Annotated in this window: 23 protein-coding genes; 11 read left to right on the forward strand and 12 right to left on the reverse strand. The window is 66.0% G+C overall.

Annotation, left to right across the window (positions count from 1 at the left end; translation table 11 throughout):
• The first annotated feature begins 151 nt into the window (after positions 1-151).
• The 4 genes from gltB (at position 152) to FA85_RS12485 (ending at position 8,041) form a co-directional block, all read left to right on the forward strand.
• Positions 152-4,603: a glutamate synthase large subunit gene (gene gltB / locus FA85_RS12470; protein ID WP_036116304.1), complete on the forward strand. Its 4,452-nt coding sequence runs from the start codon at positions 152-154 to the stop codon at positions 4,601-4,603.
• On the forward strand, positions 4,600-6,036 hold the full coding sequence (locus FA85_RS12475) for a glutamate synthase subunit beta (RefSeq protein ID WP_036116303.1): 1,437 nt from the start codon (positions 4,600-4,602) through the stop codon (positions 6,034-6,036). Before gltB ends, FA85_RS12475 begins: the two co-directional genes overlap by 4 nt.
• 156 nt (positions 6,037-6,192) lie before the next feature.
• Positions 6,193-7,044, forward strand: coding sequence for an NRDE family protein (locus tag FA85_RS12480; RefSeq protein ID WP_036116301.1), 852 nt, complete (start codon positions 6,193-6,195; stop codon positions 7,042-7,044).
• A 202-nt stretch (positions 7,045-7,246) separates the two neighbouring features.
• Positions 7,247-8,041, forward strand: a complete 795-nt coding sequence (locus tag FA85_RS12485) for an SDR family NAD(P)-dependent oxidoreductase (protein WP_036116299.1) — start codon at positions 7,247-7,249, stop codon at positions 8,039-8,041.
• A gap of 97 nt (positions 8,042-8,138) precedes the next feature.
• Here the strand turns inward: FA85_RS12485 and FA85_RS12490 are convergent, their stop codons facing one another.
• From FA85_RS12490 to FA85_RS12500, 3 genes are read right to left on the reverse strand one after another with little or no spacing between them, the layout of a single operon-like run.
• The gene (locus FA85_RS12490; protein WP_051944040.1) at positions 8,139-8,450 is read right to left on the reverse strand and encodes a WYL domain-containing protein; all 312 of its coding nucleotides are present in this window, start codon (positions 8,448-8,450) and stop codon (positions 8,139-8,141) included.
• Positions 8,447-8,845, reverse strand: a complete 399-nt coding sequence (locus tag FA85_RS12495; RefSeq protein WP_036116297.1) for a YchJ family protein — start codon at positions 8,843-8,845, stop codon at positions 8,447-8,449. The genes FA85_RS12490 and FA85_RS12495 overlap by 4 nt, the downstream gene beginning before the upstream one ends.
• Before the next feature lie 5 nt (positions 8,846-8,850).
• Positions 8,851-9,387, reverse strand: a complete 537-nt coding sequence (locus FA85_RS12500) for a lipocalin family protein (protein ID WP_036116294.1) — start codon at positions 9,385-9,387, stop codon at positions 8,851-8,853.
• Between the two features lie 135 nt (positions 9,388-9,522).
• Between FA85_RS12500 and FA85_RS12505 the strand changes: the two genes are divergently transcribed.
• Entirely contained in the window at positions 9,523-9,900 is a 378-nt protein-coding gene (locus tag FA85_RS12505; protein WP_036116292.1) for a hypothetical protein, read from the forward strand.
• A 14-nt stretch (positions 9,901-9,914) separates the two neighbouring features.
• Here the strand turns inward: FA85_RS12505 and FA85_RS12510 are convergent, their stop codons facing one another.
• The 5 genes from FA85_RS12510 to FA85_RS12530 all read right to left on the reverse strand — a co-directional run bounded on the left by FA85_RS12510 (position 9,915) and on the right by FA85_RS12530 (position 14,059).
• On the reverse strand, positions 9,915-10,451 hold the full coding sequence (locus tag FA85_RS12510; protein ID WP_051944038.1) for a HutD/Ves family protein: 537 nt from the start codon (positions 10,449-10,451) through the stop codon (positions 9,915-9,917).
• Positions 10,448-12,544, reverse strand: a complete 2,097-nt coding sequence (dinG, locus tag FA85_RS12515) for an ATP-dependent DNA helicase DinG (RefSeq protein ID WP_051944037.1) — start codon at positions 12,542-12,544, stop codon at positions 10,448-10,450. The genes FA85_RS12510 and dinG overlap by 4 nt, the downstream gene beginning before the upstream one ends.
• Positions 12,545-12,611: 67 nt before the next feature.
• Positions 12,612-12,893 (reverse strand): DUF2188 domain-containing protein, encoded by a 282-nt coding sequence (locus tag FA85_RS12520; protein ID WP_036116289.1) that lies wholly within the window; start codon positions 12,891-12,893, stop codon positions 12,612-12,614.
• A 90-nt stretch (positions 12,894-12,983) separates the two neighbouring features.
• The gene (locus FA85_RS12525; protein WP_036116288.1) at positions 12,984-13,568 is read right to left on the reverse strand and encodes a DNA-3-methyladenine glycosylase I; all 585 of its coding nucleotides are present in this window, start codon (positions 13,566-13,568) and stop codon (positions 12,984-12,986) included.
• Entirely contained in the window at positions 13,565-14,059 is a 495-nt protein-coding gene (locus tag FA85_RS12530) for a DUF1993 domain-containing protein (RefSeq protein WP_036116287.1), read from the reverse strand. Before FA85_RS12530 ends, FA85_RS12525 begins: the two co-directional genes overlap by 4 nt.
• 124 nt (positions 14,060-14,183) lie before the next feature.
• Here FA85_RS12530 and FA85_RS12535 point away from each other — a divergent pair, with 124 nt between their 5' ends.
• From FA85_RS12535 to FA85_RS12550, 4 genes are all read left to right on the forward strand, one after another.
• Positions 14,184-15,131, forward strand: coding sequence for an ABC transporter ATP-binding protein (locus FA85_RS12535; protein WP_036116286.1), 948 nt, complete (start codon positions 14,184-14,186; stop codon positions 15,129-15,131).
• Complete coding sequence (locus FA85_RS12540) at positions 15,128-15,889, forward strand: ABC transporter permease (protein WP_036116285.1); 762 nt, start codon at positions 15,128-15,130, stop codon at positions 15,887-15,889. Before FA85_RS12535 ends, FA85_RS12540 begins: the two co-directional genes overlap by 4 nt.
• 70 nt (positions 15,890-15,959) lie before the next feature.
• Positions 15,960-16,574, forward strand: a complete 615-nt coding sequence (locus tag FA85_RS12545; protein WP_081907601.1) for an FUSC family protein — start codon at positions 15,960-15,962, stop codon at positions 16,572-16,574.
• The gene (locus FA85_RS12550; RefSeq protein WP_036116283.1) at positions 16,552-17,250 is read left to right on the forward strand and encodes a VIT1/CCC1 transporter family protein; all 699 of its coding nucleotides are present in this window, start codon (positions 16,552-16,554) and stop codon (positions 17,248-17,250) included. Before FA85_RS12545 ends, FA85_RS12550 begins: the two co-directional genes overlap by 23 nt.
• A 4-nt stretch (positions 17,251-17,254) precedes the next feature.
• Here FA85_RS12550 and FA85_RS12555 read toward each other — a convergent pair whose 3' ends face one another.
• The 4 genes from FA85_RS12555 to FA85_RS12570 all read right to left on the reverse strand — a co-directional run bounded on the left by FA85_RS12555 (position 17,255) and on the right by FA85_RS12570 (position 21,623).
• A complete protein-coding gene (locus FA85_RS12555) occupies positions 17,255-18,619 on the reverse strand; it encodes a GGDEF domain-containing protein (protein WP_036116282.1) in 1,365 nt (454 codons plus the stop codon).
• A 157-nt stretch (positions 18,620-18,776) separates the two neighbouring features.
• A complete protein-coding gene (locus tag FA85_RS12560; RefSeq protein WP_036116281.1) occupies positions 18,777-20,039 on the reverse strand; it encodes a TCR/Tet family MFS transporter in 1,263 nt (420 codons plus the stop codon).
• Complete coding sequence (locus FA85_RS12565) at positions 20,036-21,220, reverse strand: cation:proton antiporter (RefSeq protein ID WP_036116279.1); 1,185 nt, start codon at positions 21,218-21,220, stop codon at positions 20,036-20,038. The genes FA85_RS12560 and FA85_RS12565 overlap by 4 nt, the downstream gene beginning before the upstream one ends.
• A gap of 58 nt (positions 21,221-21,278) precedes the next feature.
• On the reverse strand, positions 21,279-21,623 hold the full coding sequence (locus FA85_RS12570) for an EF-hand domain-containing protein (protein ID WP_036116277.1): 345 nt from the start codon (positions 21,621-21,623) through the stop codon (positions 21,279-21,281).
• 93 nt (positions 21,624-21,716) lie between these two features.
• Here FA85_RS12570 and cysK point away from each other — a divergent pair, with 93 nt between their 5' ends.
• Complete coding sequence (cysK, locus tag FA85_RS12575; RefSeq protein WP_036116270.1) at positions 21,717-22,706, forward strand: cysteine synthase A; 990 nt, start codon at positions 21,717-21,719, stop codon at positions 22,704-22,706.
• 75 nt (positions 22,707-22,781) lie between these two features.
• Positions 22,782-23,165 carry a hypothetical protein gene (locus FA85_RS12580; RefSeq protein WP_036116269.1) on the forward strand — a complete coding sequence of 128 codons (384 nt, stop codon included), beginning with the start codon at positions 22,782-22,784 and terminating at the stop codon, positions 23,163-23,165.
• Positions 23,166-23,191: the final 26 nt, after the last annotated feature.

A 23,191-nucleotide genomic window follows, 5' to 3' on the forward strand; every position in this document is an offset into this window, starting at 1 on the left:
CCGTTTGGACGTCCGAACGCTTTGACGCGCCGCGACAAATGTGACTAAAGTGGGCCGCTAGTTTCCTGCGTATACGTGAAGAGTCGGCCGTTCCAGGTCGCGGGGCCACGTCTGCGTCACCCCAGCAAAACCAACGGCCACCAGGAGGCGGATGGTGAAGCAAGGCATTCCGCGCCTCTATGACGAGGCGTTCGAACACGACAGCTGCGGCTTCGGTATCGTCGCGCAGATCGACGGTCACGCCAGCGCGAAGCTGGTCGACACCGCATTCGACGCGCTCGCGAAACTTTCCCACCGTGGTGGCGTCAACGCCGACGGTATAAGCGGCGACGGCTGCGGTGTGCTCATTCGCCGTCCTGTCGAATGGCTGCGCGCGCTCGCCGGCGAAGCGGGCGTGACGCTCGCCACCCATTTCGCCGCGGGCGTGGTCTTCCTCGACCCGAACGGCGACGACACCGGCGCTCGTGTGCTCGAGGCCGAGCTGGCCGCCGTGAATCTTTCCGTCGCCGGCTGGCGCGACGTCGCTGTCGACACGGATGCCTGCGGTCCGCTGGCGTCGTCTTCGATGCCACGCGTGCGACAGATCTTCGTCGACGCGCCGGGCGACCTTTCGCCGGCGGAATTCGAAGCCGCACTGTTCCGTGCGCGTCGCCGCACCGAGCTGCAGCTGGTCGACGACAAGCAGTTCTATGTGGTCTCGCTCTCGGGCGAGGTCGTGGGCTACAAGGCGATGGCGGCCCCCGGTCGTCTTCGTCAGGTCTATCCGGACCTCGCGCACCCGGCGCTGGTCGCCGACGCGGTGGTCTTCCACCAGCGTTTCTCGACCAACACGTCGCCGCAGTGGCGCCTCGCCCAGCCGTTCCGCCTGCTCGCGCACAACGGCGAGATCAACACCATTCGTGCCAACCGTCGCTGGATGCAGGCCCGCACGGCCGTCATGCGTTCCGAGCTCGTCGATCTCTCCGACATCGGTCCGCTGGTGCGCCAGAGCGGCTCGGATTCGGAAAGTCTCGACAACGCGCTCGAAGTGCTGCTCATGGGCGGCATGGATCTGCTCACCGCCATGCGCGTGCTCGTGCCGCCGGCTTACGCCGCGCGCGAAGACATCGACGAAGATCTCGCCGCGTTCTACGAGTATTACGCGCTGCATAGCGAGCCGTGGGACGGCCCCGCCGGTCTGGTGATGTGCGACGGCCGTTACGCCGCCTGCACCCTGGACCGTAACGGCCTGCGTCCCGCGCGCTGGGCGTTGTCCGACGACAATCATCTGATCGTGGCGTCCGAGGCCGGTCTGTGGGACGTCCCGTCGTCGCGTATCGTCGCCAAGGGTCGGCTTGCGCCCGGCGAGATGATCGCCGTGGACTTCCGCGAGCACCGTCTGCTGCGTGACGCCGACATCGACGCGATCAACCGCCAGCGGGCACCGTTCCGTGACTGGCTGCGCGACGGCGTGACCTATCTCGAGTCCGACCTGATCGATCCGAGCCTGGCGGCGGAACCGCTGCCCGCCGACGAACTGCGCCGCTACCAGAAGCTCTACGGCCTGTCGCGCGAAGAGTGCGAGTCGGTGCTGAAGGTGCTGGCCGAAACCGAGGCGGAAGCCACGGGCTCGATGGGTGACGACACGCCGATGGCCGTGCTGTCGCGACAGATCCGTCCGCTGTTCGATCGCTTCCGCCAGGGCTTCGCCCAGGTGACGAATCCGCCGATCGATCCGCTGCGCGAGCGCCTGGTGATGTCGCTGGTTACCCAGATAGGCCAGGAACGCAACATCTTCGATCTCGGCCCGGAGAACGCGAAGCAGATCCTGCTCAACTCGCCGATCCTTTCGCAGCGCAAGCTGCGTCAGATCCTGGCGAATGAGGACTATGCGGACACGCCACGTTTCGACCTCATGTACGGCGCGGACGAAACGCTCGAGCAGGCGCTCCTGCGTATCTGCGACGACGTCGAGAAAGCCGTGCGCGCGGGCGTGCGTATCGTGTTCCTCAGCGACCGCTATCCGCGCCGCGATCTGTTGCCGATTCATTCGCTGCTGGCCACCGGTGCCGTGCATGCGCGTCTGGTCGACAAGGGCCTGCGCTGTCAGTGCAACATCATGGTCGAGACGGCGACGCCGCGCGATCCGCATCACTTCGCGTGTCTGCTCGGTTTCGGCGCCACCGCGATCTACCCGTGGCTGGCCTACCAGAGTCTGTTCGACATGGGCCGCAGCGGGCACATCCGCAACGGCGAAGGCGCTCCGCGCGAGATCGGCCGCAACTACCGTCGCGGCATCCGCAAGGGCCTGCTGAAGATCCTGTCGAAGATGGGTATCTCCACGGTGGCGGGCTATCGCGGTGCGCAGCTGTTCGAGATCGTCGGTCTGGCGCCGGAAGTCGTCGCCACCTGTTTCCCGGGCACGCCGTCGCGTATCGGCGGGTCCACCTTCGCCGACCTCGAGCAGGAGCAGCGTCTGCTCGCTGCCGAAGCCTGGGACGAAGCGCACGCGCTGCGTGCCGGTGGCCTGTTCAAGTACGTGCACGGTGGCGAGTTCCACATGTACAACCCGGACGTCATCGCCAGCCTCCAGGTGGCGGTACGTACGGGCGACTACGCCGACTACGCCAAATACGCACGTTACGTCGACACGCGTCCGCCGTCCGCACTGCGCGATCTGCTCGTGCCACGCGCGACCACGCCCATTCCGCTGGACGACGTCGAACCGGTCGAGGACATCCTCAAGCGTTTCGACTCCGCCGGCATGTCGCTCGGTGCGCTGTCGCCCGAAGCGCACGAGGCGCTCGCTATCGCGATGAACCGCCTCGGCGCCCGCAGCAACTCGGGTGAGGGCGGTGAAGATCCCGCGCGCTACGGCACCGACCGCGCGTCCAAGATCAAGCAGGTGGCCTCGGGTCGTTTCGGCGTCACACCGACGTATCTGGTCAACGCCGAAGTGCTGCAGATCAAGATCGCCCAGGGCGCCAAGCCGGGTGAGGGCGGTCAGCTGCCGGGTCACAAGGTCGACGCGACCATCGCTCGTCTTCGTTACGCGAAGCCGGGTATCGGGCTGATCTCGCCGCCGCCCCATCACGACATCTATTCCATCGAAGACCTCGCCCAGCTGATCCACGACCTCAAGGAAGTGAATCCGCAGGCGCTGATCTCGGTGAAGCTCGTCTCGCACGCGGGCGTCGGCACCGTGGCCGCCGGTGTGGTCAAGGCGGGCGCGGATCTGATCACGGTTTCCGGCCACGACGGCGGTACCGGTGCCAGTCCGCTCACCTCGATCAAGTACGCGGGTACCCCGTGGGAGCTGGGTCTGGCGGAGACGCAGCAGACGCTTCGCCTCAACGACCTGCGCGGTCGCGTGCGCCTGCAGACCGACGGTGGTCTGAAGACCGGTCTCGATGTCATCAAGGCGGCGATGCTCGGCGCCGAAAGCTTCGGCTTCGGCACCGGTCCGATGGTCGCGCTCGGCTGCAAGTACCTGCGTATCTGCCATCTGAACAACTGTGCGACGGGCGTCGCCACGCAGCACCCGATCCTGCGGCAGAAGCACTTCCTCGGGCTGCCCGACATGGTGATGAACTACTTCCGCTTCATCGCGGAGGACGTGCGCCAGCATCTCGCGCAACTGGGTGTCCGCTCCATCGCCGAACTCATCGGCCAGAGCGGTCGCCTCGAGCAGCGTGACGGCGTGACGCCGGTGCAGGAACGCCTCGATCTGTCGCCGCTCATCAGCGAAGACGGCATGGGTGAGAAGGTCGACTTCGCCTGCACCTTCGCGCGTAACCCGATGCGCGACCCCGCGGCGCTCGCCAGTCGCATCGCGGCGGAAACGCGCGAAGCGGTGAAGGATGGCCTGGGCGGCACGTTTACCTACCCGATCGCCAACACGGATCGCGCCATCGGTGCGCGGCTGTCCGGTGACGTCGCCCGTCGCTGGGGCGATATGGGCATGGCGGGCAAACCGGTGAACCTGCATCTGCTCGGCGCGGCGGGGCAGAGTCTCGGTGCGTGGAACGCCGCCGGCGTCAACATCGATCTGATCGGCGAGGCCAACGACGGCGTCGGTAAGGGTATGGCAGGTGGCCGTCTGGTCATTCGTCCGCCGGCCGATTCGCCGTTCGCCAGCCAGGACGCCTCGATCATCGGCAATACCTGTCTGTACGGCGCAACCGGTGGCGAACTGTTCGCCGCGGGTCAGGCCGGCGAACGCTTCGCCGTGCGCAATTCCGGCGCATTGGCCGTCGTCGAAGGCGCGGGCGACCATTGCTGCGAGTACATGACCGGTGGCGTCGTCGCCGTGCTGGGTCGCACCGGACTGAACTTCGGCGCCGGCATGACCGGCGGTTTCGCCTACGTGCTGGACATGGAGCGCAATTTCGTCGATTGCTACAACCACGAACTCGTCGACATCGTGCGCATCTCTCACGAAGGCATGGAACATTACATGCAGCATCTGCGCCAGCTGATCGCCCGCCACGCCGAACTCACCGACTCCGCCTGGGGTCGCAAGGTACTCGGCGATTTCCGTGGCCTGCTGCAGCGCTTCTGGCTGGTGAAACCCAAGGCCGCGAGTCTCGACGCGCTGGCCGAAGAACTGCGGAGTGCGGCATGAGTTCGAAGGACTTCCGCTTTCTCGAAATCCCCCGCCAGACGCCGCGTACGGTGCCGGTCGCGGTGCGCGTGCTCGGCTACGGCGAGATCTCCGGCGACTTCGCGTCGTCGGAAGCCGCATCGCAGTCGGAGCGTTGTATCGACTGCGGTAACCCGTATTGCGAGCACGCCTGCCCGGTGCACAACTACATCCCGAACTGGCTGAAGCTGGTGCAGGACGGCCGTCTGTTCGAAGCGGCGACGCTGATGCACGAGACCAACCCCTTGCCGGAGATCTGCGGTCGCGTCTGTCCGCAGGATCGTCTCTGCGAGGGTGCATGCACCCTCGAGCAGGGTGACTTCGGTGCCGTCACCATCGGCAGCGTCGAACGCTGGGCGACGGACGAAGCGATTCGTCAGGGCTGGCGCCCCGATCTGTCGCGTGTGAAGGAAACCGGTGCGCGCGTCGCCATCGTCGGCGCGGGTCCCGCTGGTCTGGCCTGCGCGGATCGCCTGCGTCGCGCGGGTATCGCCGCCGATGTGTTCGACAAGTATCACGAGATCGGTGGTCTGCTGACCTTCGGCATTCCGCCGTTCAAGCTCGACAAGTCCGTCGTGCGCACGCGCCGCATGGTGCTCGAAGGCATGGGAGTGACCTTCCGCCTCGGCATCGAGATCGGTCGCGACATCGCGTTCGACGAGTTGCTGGCGGATTACGACGCCGTGTTTGTCGGTACCGGCGCATATACCTATGTCGACGGCCAGCTCGACGGTCGCGATCTGGTGGGTGTGCACGACGCGCTCCCGTTCCTCATCGCCAACACCGACCGTCTGTTGCGCGAAGAAGAGCCGGCCGCCGAATACGATCTCGCCGGCAAGCACGTCGTCGTGCTCGGCGGCGGTGACACCGGCATGGACTGCAACCGCACGGCGATTCGTCTCGGTGCCGCTTCGGTCACCTGCGTCTATCGTCGCGACGAGCCCAGCATGCCGGGCTCGCGTCGCGAAGTCGGTTACTCCCGCGAAGAGGGCGTCCGCTTCCTGTTTCAGCGTCAGCCGACGGCCCTGGTCGGTGAAGATGGCCGTGTGAAAGCCGTTCGTGTCGTCGAGACCCAGCTGGTCGAAGGCGACGACGGCCGTCCGCGTCCGCAGAACGTACCGGGCAGCGAAACCGATCTGCGCGCCGACGTCGTCATCCAGGCCTTCGGCTTTCAGGCGAGTCCGCCCGACTGGTGCGACACGTTCGGCATCGAGCGCGATCGCAGCGGTCGCATCGTGGCCGGTGGCGAAGGCCGCCTGCCGCTGCAGACCAGCAATCCGCGCGTCTTCGCCGGCGGCGACAACGTGCGCGGTGCGGATCTTGTGGTGCGTGCCGTCTACGACGGTCGCGAAGCCGCCGCTTCCATCGCACGCATGCTCGCCGCGAAGAAAGCCGAGGTCACCGTCGCGGCGTAAGCGTGCCGGTGGCACCGGTGAACCGGTGCCACCGTGTTCTGGCGGGAGCCAGCCCGGTTGCGCCCAGCGGGGCGTCGGCTCCCGCCAGGCCGGTGTCCACAGGACGGCTCGAGGGCGCACAATAGCCGCAATGCTTCCCCAGGCTCCGACCCCCTCATGTGCCTGATCGCCTTCGCCTGGCGCGCCCATCCGCGCTGGCGCCTCGTGCTCGTCGCTAACCGCGATGAATTCCACGCCCGTCCGACCGCGCCACTCGCCCCCTGGGACGAGGCACCGCAGATCCTCGCCGGCCGTGATCTCGAAGCCGGGGGAACCTGGGCCGGCGTCGCTCCCGATGGCAGGGTCAGCGTCATCACCAACGTCCGGGACATGACCGCCGACCACAGCGGCCTCTCCCGTGGCCTGCTGGTCGCGGACTACCTCGGCTCCACGTTGCCGGCGCGGACGCACGCGATCGAACTCATGGCGAGCGCGCGGGACTACCGGCCCTTCAATCTGCTGACCTTCGATCGCGACGACGCGTATTACCTCGGCAATCATCCCGTTGCCCGCGCGCAGCCGGTCGAAGGCGGCGTGCACGGCCTGAGTAACGCGGACTTCAATGCGCCCTGGCCGAAGACACGTGCACTTGTAGGTCGCCTATCCGATTGGCTGAAGCATGGCGCTGGCTACGGCCTCGCGCCCAACGCAAGCGCTGAAGTCAACACCAGCCGCGCAGCCAGCGCCGTTGGCGCCACTGCGACTGCGGAAGGCACACTGGAGTCGCTCTTCGCCATGCTCTCCGATCAGGGCCGCTGGCCCGATGACGTGCTCCCCGACACCGGCATCGGTATCGAGCGGGAGCGCTTTCTCTCCAGCGCATTCATCGTAGGTGAGGCCTACGGCACCCGCGCCAGCACGGTCATCCTCGTCGACCACGAGGGCCGCACCACCATCGCCGAACGTCGCTTCGGTCCCAACGGCGTCCCCCAGGGCGAAACCCGCCTCACCGCCGATCCGGCCGTTTAACCCGGACGCCGGTCCAAACGCCGAGTCTTGCGATGCCCCTGTAGGAGCCAGCCCTGCTGGCGATTCCCGCGCCAGGGGGCACCCCATCACACCCGTTTCTTGGCCCCAGCGCGAAAGTCTTTCCTCCGGTCAGCGATTGATCCCGTCCCACACCGCCCCGACGATGATGGAGGTCTACCCCTCATCCATCCGGAGCCACTCCATGAACATCGACCTCAGCAAGCGCAGCGCCATCGTCACCGGTTCCACCGCGGGCATCGGCCTGGCCATCGCGACCGGCCTCGCCGTCGCCGGCGCCAGCGTTGTCATCACCGGCCGCACCCAGGGTCGCGTCGACGAAGCGATCGCCGCCGTAAAGAAGGCCGCGCCGAATGCGACCGTCACGGGCGTCGCCGCCGATCTCGGCACGGCCGAGGGTGCCGCGGCCCTGATCAAGGCCGTCCCCGATACCGACATCCTTGTAAACAACCTCGGCATCTTCGAGCCGAAGGATTTCTTCGCCATCGACGACGCCGAGTGGAGCCGCTTCTTCGAAGTGAACGTGAACTCCGGCGTGCGTCTGTCGCGTCACTACGCCAGGGGGATGGCCGAGCGTGGCTGGGGTCGCGTGCAGTTCATCTCCAGTGAGTCGGGCGTGCAGGTACCGGCTGAGATGGTCCATTACGGCGTGACCAAGACGGCGCAGCTCGGCGTGTCGCGTGGTCTCGCTGAGGTGCTCTCGGGCACCGGTGTCACGGTCAACGCCATCCTCCCGGGTCCGACCTTGTCCGAAGGTGTGAGCGAGTTCTTCGGCAAGATCGCGAAGGATCAGGGGACGACGATGGAGGCGGTCGAGAAGGACTTCATCCAGACGCATCGTCCGACGTCGCTGATCAAGCGCCTGCTGAGCGTTGAGGAAGTCGCCAACGCGTCGGTTTACCTCGCGTCCGAGCAGGCGTCGGGCACGACAGGTGCGGCCATTCGTGTCGATGGTGGCGTGACGCGGTCCATCATCTGATCGGATGGGCTGCTGCCGCGGCCCATCGCCAACAGGGTTGGCTCCCACCGAAACCGGCACCTGGTCGGAGCCAGCCCACTGGTGAGAACACGCCGCCTCAGTCGGTCAGCTGACAGACGATCCTCAGAAACGCCCCATCATCGCGCTGAAAATCCGACCGCGCACCGTGAAACCGCTCGTCGGATAAAGCGATCGATTCCACCCGGTCCATCCGGAGCGTCTTCCACCCCTGCGATGCACCGGAAGCGCTGCCGCCGCTGACCTGATAAGCGCTGAGCAACCGGTCACCGGAATGGTCGTCGCCATACACATGGGGCTGCACGACACGCTGCGCACCGCCGTATCCGACCACGAGCAAGCGCCGCTCACGAATGGCACGACAAACGATCGCGCCGGAATCGGGCGTCATGCGCCCAGATCGCCGTCCACGTAAAACCAGCGCCCGTCGTCGCGTACGAAACGGCTCGTCTCGTGCATCCGTTCCGCTCTGCCACCGCCCATGCGCAGGCGTGCGACGAAGGCGACGATCGCCGTATCGGGCGAGGGACTCTCGTGCCGCTTCACAGTCAGACCCAGCCACGTGGGCCTGGGAGACTGACTCGCGAGTCCAAGTGCCGCAGGACGCGTCGATACATGCCAGGTGGCAAGCAGGTAGTCCTCGAGTCCGAGGACGTAAGCGGTGTAGCGCGAGCGCATCAGCGCTTCGGCCGTAGGCGCGGGCACACCGCCATGCCATCGGCCGCAGCATGCGACGTAGGGCGTATCGAGCCCGCAGGGGCAGGTAGCGGGGCTTGCGCTGCTCATTCGGGTTACTCGACTTTTCCGGACATGATCAGAGGCGCGAGATCGTAGCCCATCGCCACCGCCTGCGCCTTCAGGGCCTCGAACGTTTTCCGGTCCAGCGTAGGCTCCCGGGACAGAATCCACAGGTACTTGCGCCCCGGCTGCCCCACCATCGCCCAGCGATAGTCGTCGTCCAGCGCGATGACCCAGTAATCCGCCCAGACCAGGGGCACCCACGACAGCCAGGCTGGCGCGAAGCGCACCTGCAGCTTGCCTCGTGAATACGGCTCAGGCCGACGAGCCACGCCGTCGCTGGCGATGGTCTTCCCCTCCGCCGTGACGCATGCGTTGCGCACGGCCACCGTGCCGTCGGGATTCGGGGTGTAATGCGCGGTAACGTCCTTCTCGCACTTCCGCTGGAACCACATGGGCAGGCGGGCGATCTCGTGCCACGTTCCGGCATAGCGCTGCAGGTCGAGATCGGAGACGGCCGTGACCGGCGTGCTCGCAAGGGCACCGGTCGAGGCCATGGACAGGAGAAGGGCCGTGAGGGCAGAGCGCATGGCGGAGATTCCGTTGGGGCGACCCCCTACGATGCGTATCGGGGGTGAACCCCGTTTGAATTTGCGATCGACGCTGGGTAACGTCGCGCCATGGATCACCGATCACCCCCTGCCCGAAGGCCCCTGCTCCGGCGCTTGCGCGACCGGTTCGGCGCGCGCGGCACGGTGCACCTGGACCGCGAGGCGCAGGTCATCGTGCATTGCCCGGCGCGTTTCCACGCCACGGAACTGGCACTGGAGCAGGTGACGCGCGTCGAGGCGGGCAATCGCGACGACGGCTCGTTCGAAACGGTTTTCCTGTATTTCCACGCGGAAGGCATTCCGCCCCTGGCCGTGTCCGAGAAGGACCGGGGATTCACCGAACTGGTCCGCGACCTCGGAAAGGCGTTCCCCGGCATCGGGGACTGGCAGGCCGCCGTGCCTCCGGTGGCCTTTCAGCTCACGTCCGTGGACCTGTGGAAGCGGGAAGAGCCCCAGGCGCCGGAAGATCCGGCGGTCGACCACGTCGCCTGATCGAACCGGTCGGGTCAGGCGATCCGGATCAGAAGGGCGGTCGCGTTATCGCGCAGCGTCACCGACCGCGGAGCGATAGCGGTGTCGCCCTGAGCGCAGGCCTCGCCATCGATGGTTGCCTCGCCGCGCGCGACATGCAGCAACGCGATGTTCGAGCCGTCCATCGTAACGGGCCCGCGCACGACATCGATCCGTCCCGAGGCATGGCCGCGCCGCACCATGAGATTGAAATCACGCGTCGCGCCACCGGCAAGCCGCACGTCCACCCGTGACTCGCCCGCAAACGCAAACGGCTCGCAAGCCATCGTCAACGCATGCTGACGCTCACCGTCGAGGGTCATCGTGAATCCATCGCCTTCGATGAGAACGATCGTGCGATCGATGCCTGCGAACACCGAGAACGGCGAGGCCGTATCCACGTCGGCGATGCTCACACGCCACAGAAAATCATCCATCGTCGCGCCCGGCGGCTCGACCACGATCTCACGCGTGATGCCGAGGCCGTTCTTCCACGGCACGGCTTTCAATGCGTCGAAGCGGACGATGCTCATGCCACGCGCTCGATATCGCGCGCGAACGGCGGCAGCGCGCGCAACATGCCGGTGCCGTAGCGCTTGGTGATCACGCGACGGTCGAGCAGCACGATGCGCCCCGTATCCGTCTCGGTACGAATCAGCCGGCCGCAGTACTGCGTGAGAATACGCGTCGCGTCCGGCACGCTCACCTCGATAAACGGATTGCGTCCGCGCGACTCCAGCCACTCCGCATAGGTCGCGCCTACCGGATCGGTCGGCACGGCAAACGGAAGCTGCGTCACGACCACGGTCTCGCACAGCTTGCCGGGCAGATCGAGGCCCTCGCCGAACGAGGCCAGACCGAACAGCGTGCTGCCCTTGCCGGCTTCGATGTCTTCGCGATGCTCGGTAATGAGCTGCTGCTTGGACAACGAACCCTGCGCGCGCACCTTGCGCACGAACTCGATCGGCAATGTCTGCAGCACACGGTCGAGCTTGGCGCGCGAGGTGAACAGCACGAGGTTGCCCGCGTTCCAGTCCAGATTCTTCGCCAGCCACTCGGAGATTTCCCGAGCGTGGCCTTCCCGATCGTCCGGCAACGTGCGCATGCTCGGCACGCTCAATGTCGCCTGATTCTCGAGATCGAATGGCGATGGAAGGCTCAGCGTGACGGCCTCGTTGGGCAGTCCGACGGAGTCCGCAAACCCCCGGAAATTTCCGCCCGCGCTCAACGTGGCCGAGGTCATGACCACCGCCGATGCGTTGTCCCACAGTACGTTACGCAACAGGCCACCCGCGGATACCGCGGATGCATGACAGACCAGCTGCTGCTCCGGCGTCATGGTGACCCAGCGCGCCAGCGGCGGACCGTTCTCGCGATCCTCGGTCGACCAGGCATACCAGGTCTTCACCTGGCGCTCGAGGCGTTCGAGCGCGATGCCCAGCTCGCGCGACAGCGCTTCCTGCGTGGGGCCGCCCGCTTCCATCTCGACGACGGTGCGGCGCACGGTGCGCAGCCAGCGCTGGATGTCCCGCGTGATCAGGTGCAGATGCTCGGCGTGCATCTTCCAGTTTTCCGGAAGCTGGCCCAGCGACGCGCGGAAGACGGGCTCGGTTTCGTTGGACGACGGCGTCCACGTCATGCGGATCTCGCGCTCGATTTCTTCGAGCGCGTTGGACATGGCCACCATCTTCTCGTCGCCGGCTTCCAGCGTGAGGTTGCCGATGCTCTCCTTGTCGGTGAGCGAATAGGCGCCGTGAATCTGGTTCTGCAGACGACCGATGCGACGCACGGCCGTGGCGAGGTGCACGTCGGCCGCGCCACGGTCGATGGCCTTGGCAGGCACGTGGTGCGCCTCGTCGAAGATGTAGAGGGTGTCTTCCGGCTTCGGCAGGATGACGCCGCCGAAGGTGTCTTCGTCGCGCGGCATGGTCAGGTCGGCCAGCACCAGATCCTGGTTGGCGACCACGATGTCGGCCTCGCCGATGGCGCGGCGGGCGACGAAGAACGGGCACACCGCGAAGGCGCCGCATTTGCGTCCCGTGCAACCGCCGGCGCTGGTCGTGATCATGCCGCGGACCAGATCGGACAGAGGCTCCGGGCTGGTGTCGATGTCGCCGCTCCACTCACGCGATTCGAAGGCCTTGCCGAGTTTCTCGACCGCCTTGGTGTCGCGCTCCGCCGGTGGGCGTGACCACAAGGCGAGATCGGCGTCGAAATCGAAACCGGTCTGGGCGGCGGGTTCGGCACCGGCCATGCGCAGATTGCGCGGGCACAGGTAACGGCCACGGCCCTTGGCCAGCGCAATCTTGGCCTCGACGCCGCACAAGCTGAGGTATTGGGGAATGTCGCGCTGGACCAGCTGCTCCTGCAGCGCCACCGTGGCCGTCGCGATGACCAGCTTCTTCTTCTGGGCCCGGGCGACTTCCAGGCCAGCGATGAGGTAAGCCATCGACTTACCCGTGCCGGTCGGCGCCTCGATCACCGCGGCGCCCGCCGGTTCGGCCAGCGCCTTGGCGACCTCCGCGATCATCTTCAGCTGCGCCGAACGGCCGCGGAAACCCGCAAGCCCGTCCTTCAGCCGCGTGTAGGCAGCGCGGATGGCGGCTTTGGTGTCGTCGGTGAGCATCGATGGGCGCAAAAGAGGAAGAGGCAACCGGTCAAGGTTACCTCATCGACGTCTCACCCCATGACGCTCAGGCGTGACGGTTGATCCCGGCGGGCGACGCAGGGAGGCCGGCCACCAGCCCGGCGACTACGTAGGTGTGTTCTTCCCACGTGCCATCGGCTTGCTGAACGTGGATCTCCACGGGGAGGCCGAGGCTGTCGGAGAGGCCCGGCGCGAGCGCCTCCGCGGCGGCGATGGCCATGGCCTGACTGGCGTAGCGGCCAAGCGGTGACGAGGCACGGCGGACGATCCACGGTCCCTGTGTCGATTCGCAGTGCGGAATGAACAGCTGGGCGGAACTCGAAGCCATGGGACCCTCACAGATGGTTGGGTGGACCAGACGGAAAACGCCGCGTGGCGGCGTTGAGTCGAACCTACGCCTTCCCGGCTAAAAAAGGCGTTAACCCTTGTCCGGTAAAGGCTTACGCGATAGCTCGGTGCGCCTGAAGCAGTCCGGGGCGTGGCTGTTGATCATCCCGGTGGCTTCCATCCAGGCGAACACGATGGTCGGTCCGACGAAGGTGAAACCGCGTTTCTTCAGGGCTCTGGATGCCTGCTCCGACAGTGGACTGTTCGGTGGCACCGGCCCTTCCCAAAGCATGGGGTCACCCCCCACGAAGTTCCAGCAGAAACCGGCGAAATCCTCGCCAGCTTCCCGCATGGCCACGTACGCCTTCGCGTTGCCGACGGCGGCGCCTATCTTGGACCGCGAGCGGATGATTCCCGGATCGGCCAACAGCCGCTCGATCTCGCGTGGACCGTAGGCCGCGACGACGTCCGGATCGAATCCTTCGAACGCCTGCCGGAAGCCGTCGCGACGCGCCAGGATGGTTCGCCACGACAGCCCCGCCTGGAAACCGTCCAGAACCAGCTTCTCCCATAGCCGCCGGCCGTCGCGCTCGGGCACGCCCCATTCGCGGTCGTGGTACCCGCGCAGCAGGTCGTCGGTCTCACCCCAGGCGCAACGGCATCGGCCGTCACTCATCCGGCAAAGCCGAGGTAATCCAGCTTGCCGATGGCGACGCCGTTATGGCGCAGGATGTCGTACGCGGTGGTCACGTGGAAGAAGAAGTTGGGGATGCCGAAGGTCAGCAGGTACTCCTGCGCCGAGAAGTTGTATTCCTTATCCTTGAACTTGCGCGTGATCGTGCGCGATTCGCCCGCGTCGATGGCGGCGCGGTCCACGGATTCGATCCAGGCTACGGTCGCATCGATGCGCTTGCGCAGGTCGGCGAAGGTGGTTTCGTTGTCCTCGAACGACGGCGGCTGCACTTCACCCACGCGGGCCACGGCGAACTTGGCGGTATCGCTGGCGCGCTGGATCTGGCCCGCGAGGCTGAGCATGTCCGGCGCGAGACGGGCATCGATCAGGACGGAAGCGTCGGCCTGGGCCTCCGCCTTGGTGAGCAGGTCGGACAGGACGCGGAAGCCGCGGACGAAGACGGGAACCGTGGCGTCGTAGAGCGAGATGGACATGGCAGGGCCTTTGGGTGGGCAATCGCGTTCGATCTGGGGCCGCCGCGCCGATCCACAAGGTCTCGCCCCATGCTCCGCATGGGTCTACCATCGGCCGTCTTACCCATCGACATCGCGGGTTACCATGGATGCCACCACCGCCGCGCCCGACGCCATCGTCGCGATCCGCGGATTGACCAAAGAATACAAAAGCGGGCTGCGCGCACTGAACGGCGTGGACCTCGACATCAAGCGGGGCGAGATCTTCGCGTTGCTCGGCCCGAACGGCGCCGGCAAGACCACCCTGATCAGCATCGTCTGCGGCATCGTCAACGGCACCGGCGGCAGCGTGACCGTCGACGGTCATGACATCCGCAAGGACTTCCGCGCCGCGCGCGGCCTGATCGGGCTGGTGCCGCAGGAGCTGTCCACGGATGCCTTCGAAACCGTCTGGGCCACGGTGAAATTCAGCCGCGGCCTGTTCGGCAAGGCGCCCAACCCCGTGCACCTGGAACGCGTCCTGCGCGATCTGTCGTTATGGGAGAAACGCGACTCGAAAATCATGTCGCTGTCCGGCGGCATGAAGCGCCGCGTGCTGATCGCGAAGGCGCTGGCGCACGAGCCTCGCGTGTTGTTTCTCGACGAGCCCACGGCCGGTGTCGACGTCGAACTGCGCCACGACATGTGGCAGATGGTCCGTCGCCTGCGCGAGTCGGGTGTCACCATCATCCTCACCACGCATTACATCGAAGAAGCGCAGGAGATGGCCGACCGCATCGGCGTCATCAATCGCGGCGAAATCGTCATCGTGGAAGAGAAGCACACTCTCATGCGCAAGCTGGGCAAGAAGCAGCTGACGCTGTCCCTGCAGAGCCCGCTGACCGCCGTGCCCGAAGGCCTGAACGAGTGGCCGCTGGAGCTGAGCGCGGATGGCCAGTCCCTGACGTACACGTTCGATACGCAGGGCGACGATACCGGTATCGCGGTGCTGCTGCGCAAGCTCAACGAGCTGGGCATCGATTTCAAGGATCTCCATTCGAGCGAGAGTTCGCTCGAAGACATTTTCGTAAGCCTGGTGAGGGGTGGCGTATGAATATCCACGCGATCCGTGCCATCTACCGCTTCGAAATGGCCCGCACGTTCCGCACGCTGACCCAGAGCATCGCCTCGCCCGTGCTTTCCACGTCGTTGTACTTCGTCGTCTTCGGCGCGGCCATCGGCTCACGCATGGGCGCCATCGGAGGCATCAGCTACGGCGCTTTCATCATCCCCGGCCTGATCATGCTGTCGTTGCTCAACGAGAGCGTCTCCAATGCATCGTTCGGTATCTATATGCCGAAATGGGCTGGCACGATTTACGAGCTGCTTTCGGCACCGGTGTCCTATGTCGAAGTCGTCATCGGCTACGTCGGTGCGGCGGCCACCAAGTCGGTGATTCTCGGGCTGCTGATCCTCGTGACCGCACGCTTGTTCGTGCCTTACGAGATCCAGCACCCCGTGTGGATGATCGGCTTCCTGCTGCTGACCGCGGTGACCTTCAGCCTGTTCGGTTTCATCATCGGTCTGTGGGCGGATGATTTCCAGAAACTGCAGGTGGTGCCGTTGATGGTGATCACGCCGCTGACCTTCCTCGGCGGCAGCTTCTATTCCATCTCGATGTTGCCGCCGATGTGGCAGAAGATCACCTTGTTCAATCCGGTGGTCTATCTGGTCAACGGTTTTCGCTGGAGCTTCTACGGCCAGGCCGACGTCAACGTGCTGGTGAGCGTGGGAGCGACGGTGGGGTTCCTGGTCGTCTGCCTCGCCGTGGTCTGGTGGATCTTCCGTACCGGCTGGAAACTGAAGTCCTGAAGTCCCCTGCTCGTGTAGGAGCGCGCCCCGCGCGCGATTTCTCCACACACCCTGCGGTTACGATGGTGGCATGAGCGAGACCGACTCCCGAACCGAGACCGAGCGCCGGACGACCCGCCTGCATCGCGCGCAGTCGATGCTGGACCGCATGCTCCGCACCATGCCGCTGGGCGGCCGGGTGCGCACCGGCGTGTTCATGGCGCTGAAGACGGTTCTCGCCGCCAGTGTGGCTTACGGCATCGGCCATGCGCTGCACACGGGTCAGGCCTTCTGGGCCGCGATCAGCGCCATCGCGGTCATTCAGCCCCATTTCGGCGATACGCGTGGCGCCGGTCGCGATCGTATCCTCGGGACCGCCTTCGGTGGCGTGGCCGGGCTGCTCGGCCTCTGGGTCGGCGGCGGTGGCGACCTGCTTTCCTTCGCCGTCGGGCTGGGCGTCGTCACTATTGCCTGCTGGACCGCCAATGCGGGTGCCGCGGCACGCGTGGGTGGCATCACGGCCGCCATCCTGCTCCTCGTGCCCAGCGATGGCCCCGTTTGGGAAACCGCGCTCTATCGACTGGGTGAAGTCTTGCTGGGTACGGCCTGCGCCCTGGGCATCGGCTGGCTCGTGGCGTTCGCGGAAGAGCGCGCTGACGAGAACAAGAAGAAGGAAGAAGACGATGCATCGCATACGACACCATGAGCATCATCGCCTGGACCGTATCGGCTGGCTCCGCGCCGCCGTGCTCGGGGCCAACGACGGGATCCTTTCCACGGCGAGCCTGCTGGTCGGCGTGGCATCCGCCAAGGCCGGTGGCAGCCAGGTCCTGCTGGCCGGTGTCGCTGGGCTGGTCGCCGGCGCGATGTCGATGGCGGCGGGTGAGTATGTCTCCGTGCGTTCGCAGGCCGACAGTGAGCACGCCGAGCGTCAGCTCGAATCGATCGAACTGGCCGAAGATCCGGTGGGCGAGCATCGCGAGCTGACCGAGATCTATGTGCATCGCGGTCTGGACCGCAAGCTTGCCAGTGAGGTCGCCGATCAGCTGATGGCGCACGACGCGTTGGGTGCGCATCTGCGCGACGAGCTCGGCATGTCGGATGCGACGGCTGCGCGGCCATTGCAGGCTGCCGCGGCGTCGGCGGCCAGCTTTGCCGTCGGCGCGATTCTGCCCATCGCGGCTGCCGCGCTGGTGCCTCGCGTGGCAATGACACCCGCGATCATCGTCGTCTCGTTGATCGCTCTCGCGGCGCTCGGGGCGATGTCGGCACGGCTGGCAGGCGCCGGCATGCTTCGCGGCATGGTGCGCATCGTGTTCTGGGGCACCGCCGCGATGGTGCTGTCCTCGACGGTCGGGCGTATCTTCGGCGTGGCGACGTAGCGGGCTAGCCGATGACGCAGCGGTTCCGTCCGCCGTTCTTGGCGGTATAGAGCGCAAGGTCGGCGCGATCGAACACCGTCTGGGGTGTATCGCCCGACTGGAACTGCGTCAGACCGATGGAGGCGGTGACCCGCACCGGCTGCCGGCTGGCGTGGAAGGCCAGATGCTGGATCTTCCCGCGCAGGCGCTCGCAGACCTGCAGCGCTTCATGCTCGTCGGCGCCATCGAACACCACGATGAACTCTTCGCCGCCGTAGCGGGCGACGAAGTCGCACGGGCGCACATGCTTCACCAGGGCCTGGCCGATGATGCGCAGGACGGCGTCGCCGGCGGTGTGGCCGTAGGTGTCGTTGATGCTCTTGAAGTGGTCGATGTCGATCGCCGCGACGCACAGCGGGCGGGACGCCGTCTTCCATGCCTCGAACGCCACCTCGATCCGCTTTTCGTAAGCAAGGCGGTTGGGCATGCCGATCATCGTGTCGGTCTGGGCCAGCTCGTGCTCGCGTTCGAGCGAACGCTGCAGAGCGTTGCGTTCGGTTTCGAGCTGTTCGATGCGCAGGCGCATCTTTTCGGCACGGTCACGGTACGCCGTAAGACGGCTGCCTTCGCGATCGCGAAACTCGCGGAAACAGGCGGCAATCTTTTCGATGCTTTCGCCGACGCGCTCGCGCAGGTCGTGAATGTCGTCCAGTTCCAGGGCGGCTTCGTCCAGCAGGCGCATCTCGTGACTTACCGAGGCGTCCAGCGCCTGGCCATTGGCCTCTCCGGTGGACTGGTCGGCGAGCTCGCGCGACATGTACTGGCTCATCTCGTCGAGACGGCTGGTGACATGGCGAAGCACCGCCTGAAGCGCGTCGATTTCCCGCTGAAGGCCGATCCGCTGCTCGTTGACCAGATCCGCGAGGCGATCACCGCACGCCGCCAGGGCGACCAGGTCGCCGGCGTCCGCCACATCGTGACGGAGGTCGTTGGCGCGGTCAGCCAGCTTCGGCAGGACGACGATACGATCGACCAGCCGGCTCAGCGCCGACTGCACGGAGGATCCGTGCTCGGTGCGCTGGGGGCGGGTGATCGGGATGGAGCGTTCTTCGACGGCGTTCTGCGGGCGCTCGCCCAGCCTGTCCAGCGCCTGGCTCAGGTCGTTGACCAGTGGCTCGAGCACCATGGCGTCGACGGGGCCGTGCAAGGCCGAGGACAGTTGCTCGATATGCGGATCGAGCTGGTCGTTCGAGCCGTGCGCCGCGCGGCCAAGGCAGCCGACCAGCTGGCGCAGCAGGGACTCGGCGGTCTTCCACTGGGTTTCCTCACGGGTCAGCCGGTCGACCGCCTCGTGATATTTGCTTTCCCACAACTGGTTGTCCAAACGCACGCCCCAGCCGTCGCGTGATAGGTCGAAATTCTGCCCATGATACGACGGCGATTGCGAATTAGCTCACGTTTTCGCGGGTAGCGCCGGAGGGGCGGCTCGTCCATCACCTGACCCTGGCGAAGGGCACGCCCAGGCGGTCATGGACCGCCCGAACGTGTCAGGGGCTCGTTATGCTGGGGCTCTCCTGCCGGGTAGCCCGCGCGGCGATAACCGCTCCGGCCCCGACCAGCGCAGCGGCCAGGATGAACGGGACGCCCGGTACATGCACGCTCCGCTCCGGCGCGATCGCGAAGGCGAAGATCTGCGCAAACAGATAAGGCCCGAAGATCCCGGCGAAGCTGCCCAGGCTGGTCACGGCGCCTTGCAGACGACCCTGCTCATCGGGCGCCACATGGCGCGTCATGATCGACTGGATCGGCGGTCCGGACAGCCCCCACAGTGACAGCAGCGGAATACCGATCAGGAATACCCATCCGGTCGTGGCGAAACCCATGACGGCGAATGCCGCCACACCGAACGACAGCCCCGCGACCATGACCCGTCGCTCCCCGAAGCGCGCAGTCAGTCGACCGGTGAGGAATGCCTGCACCGATCCATCGCAGGCGCCGACGAGCGCGAGCACGTACCCCACCGCCTGGGGACCCCAGTGATAACGGTAGTCGGCATAGAGGACGAACACCGTCTGTAAAACGTAGTGCCCGAGGTAGAAAAGGAACATCACGACCGACAGACCGAAAATCTCGCGATGCCGGCGAAGCATCTTCAGCGAGCCCAGTGGACTTGCGCTGTGCGGTTCGAAGCGTGCGCTGCGCTTCTCCACCGGTAGCGACTCCGGCAGGATGAAATACCCGTAAAGGAAGTTCGTCAGCGCCAGACCCGCGGCGACCCAGAACGGCAGGCGCAGGTCGAATCCGCCAAGGAATCCGCCGAGCGCCGGTCCGATGATGAAGCCGATACCGAACGCGCCGCCGAGCATGCCGAAGGCCGCCGCGCGTTTTTCCGGCGGCGTGACGTCGGCGATGTAGGCATTGGCCGTGGTGAAGCTGGCGGCGGTCATGCCGGAGATGACGCGCCCGACGAACAGCAGCCACAACGAAGGCGCCACGGCCATCAATACGAAGTCGAGCCCAAGCCCGAGATTCGAAAGCAACACGACAGGGCGACGCCCGAAGCGGTCCGACAACGCCCCCTGGATCGGCGACGAAATGAACTGCACCGCGGCGAAGACCGTACCGAACACACCGACCCACCACGCCGCGTTCGATACGGTATTGCCGGTCATCTGTTCGATGAGGTGCGGCAACACCGGAATGATGATGCCGAACGCCAGAATGTCGATCAGCACCGTGACGAAGATGAAGATCACGGCGGCGCGGCGCACCGGTGTGTGCGTCGTGCTCTTCGGTTCCGTCGTACTCATGGGGTGAAGTGCTTCAGCCGCGGTTTGACGATCGGGGTGGTCAGCATGGTGCTGGCCACCGCCATCAGCAGCAGCGCGGTGAATGTCTCGCTGGTGATGATGTGACGGTCGAGCAGCACGTTGACGAAGATGATCATGATCAGCGCCTTGGTCTGCAGCAGCCAGCCGATGGTCCAGGCATCGCCACGTGCCCAGCCGAGCAGCTTACCGGCGATGCCGACGCCGGCCAGCTTGCCCACGACGGAGGCGACCAGCAGCAGAGCCGCGGCGGCGAACACCGCCGTGCCTCCGACCTGCCAGTTCGTTCGCAGACCGGTGGACAGGAAGAACACCGGCATGATGACGAGCAGGACGTTGTGACGCAGACCGTCGAGCTTCTCGAGCGTGAACCAGTCACGTTCCATCACGGCGCCCGCAAGGAAGGCTCCGACCATGAAATGCAGACCGCACCAGTCGGCACCGTAACCACACGCGGCCAGCCAGATCAGACCGATGAAATAGCGGTCCGGCTCCGGCACACGTGCCATCAGCCGCCGGAATGCGGCGGAGGCGACAGCGAACACGGCCAGGAAGGCCACCTGATGGCCGACACGTTTCCAGTCGAGCAGGATGATCGCCAGCACCGCCCAGATCGCGAGATCGTCCAGGCTCGCATAACGCAGCACACGCTGTCCCAGCGGTGCCCGCAGAATACCCATCTTCTCCATCAGCAGGATGAGGATCGGTAGCGCGGTCACGGCGCAGGCCATGCCGATGCCCAGCACGAATTGCCACGTCGTCGCCGCTTCACCCATCCATCCCCCGCGCCAGGCCAGCATGGCCAGCGCGGCAAGGCAGCCGGTCGCAAGAGGCACGCCGAGGGCGAGGGCGGCCGTGGTCCCGCATTCACGGCGTTGCTTCCAGGCGTCGCGCAGGTCGAGCTCGATGCCGGCGATCCAGACGAAGACCATCACGGCCCACCAGGCGATGCCGTTGAGGGCACCGATGACGGGCGGCGCGAACACCGTCGTGTAGTAGTCGGGGAAGACCTTCCCCAGCACGCCCGGCCCCAGCAGGATCCCGGTAAGGATCTGCACCACCACCAGCGGTGCCCAGTAGTCGGTCCGAAAGACGCGCCAGATCAGATAAGGCACGCCAAGAATGATCGTCATCGCGATCAGGAACAGTTCCGTCGTATTCATCCGTCCTCTCCAAAGTGGGGCAGAGGGTAACGCACCGCAGGCTCTTGCGGGCGCGATGTCACATCGGCGGCTGGGACAGTTCCTTCGCGTTGAGGAAACCGTCCCTGTTCCTGTCCAGCTTGTGGAACTGGAGGATCAGGTTGCGCTGGAACTCTTCCAGCCTCACGGGCCTGGCGCCGGGCCGCATCGGGCCATCGTTGGCATCGAGCACGCCGTCGCCGTTGACGTCCATGCGCAGGAAGCCCTGGCTCATGTAGCGGACGTACTCGGCCTCGTCGACCTTGCCGTCGCCATTGGCGTCCATGCGTCGGAGGTATTCGGCCGGCGTCCGCGGAAAGTCCTGTGCCTGGGCGGCGGCGGTCAGCAGCAGGGTGGCGGCGAAGGCGTATGGACGTCGATTCATGGACCGGGAGTCTGCGTGATCCGGTGGGGTTTGTCGCCCCGTGGTCCGGGGAGTACCTTCTGGGTTCTCGTACTTCCCGTCAAGGATTACCCCATGATTCACGAGAGCATTCTCGACACGATCGGCCGCACGCCCATCGTTCGCCTGCATCGCGTCGCCCCGGCTGGCATTTCCCTGTACGCGAAGGTCGAATTCTTCAACCCCGGCGGCTCGGTCAAGGACCGCCTGGCCATCGCGGTCATTCTCGATGCCGAAGCCAAGGGTCTGCTGAAACCCGGCGACACCGTGGTCGAGGCCACCTCGGGCAATACGGGCGTCGCGCTGGCCATGGTCTGCGCGGCCAAGGGTTACAAGTTCGTGGCGACCATGGCGGACAGCTTCTCCGTCGAGCGCCGCAAGCTGATGCGCGCCTACGGTGCCCGCGTGATCCTGACCCCCGCCGCCGAGCGCGGCAGCGGCATGGTCCGACGTGCCGAGGAGCTTGCGGCGAAGCACGGCTGGTTCCTGCCCAGGCAATTCCAGAATCCGGCTAACCCGGCCTATCACCGGAGCACCACCGCCGCCGAGATCCTCCAGGACTTCGCCGGCCGCCGCCTCGATGCCTTCGTGACCGGCTGGGGCACCGGCGGCACACTGACCGGTGTGGGCGAGGTGCTCAAGATCGCGCGCCCCGAGGTGAAGATTGTTACCACCGAGCCGGCCGCGGCCCAGTTGCTCGCCGACCAGCCCTGGGCACCGCACAAGATCCAGGGCTGGACGCCGGACTTCGTGCCCGAGGTACTCAACCGCAAGATCTTCGACGTCGATATCCCGGTGGACGAGGTGCTCGCCCGCGATACGGCCCGCCGACTCGCCAGCGAGGAAGGTCTCTTTGTCGGTATCTCCGCCGGTGCGACGCTTGCCGCCGCCCTGAAATACGCCGAAAGCGCCGAGGAGGGCAGCGTCATCCTCGCCATGCTCCCGGACACCGGCGAGCGCTATCTTTCCACCTTCCTGTTCGAGGGCGTGGAAGAAGGCTCCGACGAAGCCTGGCTGGAAACCCTAGGATCGCGCCCCGCGCACGACCAGGGCGTGGAGGCGTAGCAGCCTCCACGCCGCCACCGCAAAATCATCACGCCATGGCGGTCATCGTGTCGGTCTCGAAACAAGGAGACAGCCATGACATTCCTGCGCAGCAAGAGCCTCCGTGCGGAACTTTTCGGCCGCGCCGAGCGCCTCGTCGGTTCGATGACCGGCAACCGCGAACATCAGGCCATCGGCACGGCGCGTGAGTATGCCGGCCGCGCGGGCTCACTGACCTCGCAGGCGCTGGCGGAAGCGGGACGTCACGCGCGTCGTCGCCCGCTGGGTCTCGCCATTGGCGTGGGTCTGGGTGTCGGCGCCATCGCGGCGGCATGGCTCATCGCGCGTCACCATGCACGCGTGCGGCCCGAGGAAGACGAACATAATCCGACGCGTCAGCGCCCGACCGATGCCAGCGGCAACGCGCTGGATGGATCGGGTGAAGACAATCCCATGTCGGGCGAGACCGCGCGCCACTGAGCGATCGAACGGCCCCTTGTCGGGGC

This window comes from Luteibacter mycovicinus (assembly GCF_000745235.1).
GTDB classification, from domain to species: domain Bacteria; phylum Pseudomonadota; class Gammaproteobacteria; order Xanthomonadales; family Rhodanobacteraceae; genus Luteibacter; species Luteibacter mycovicinus.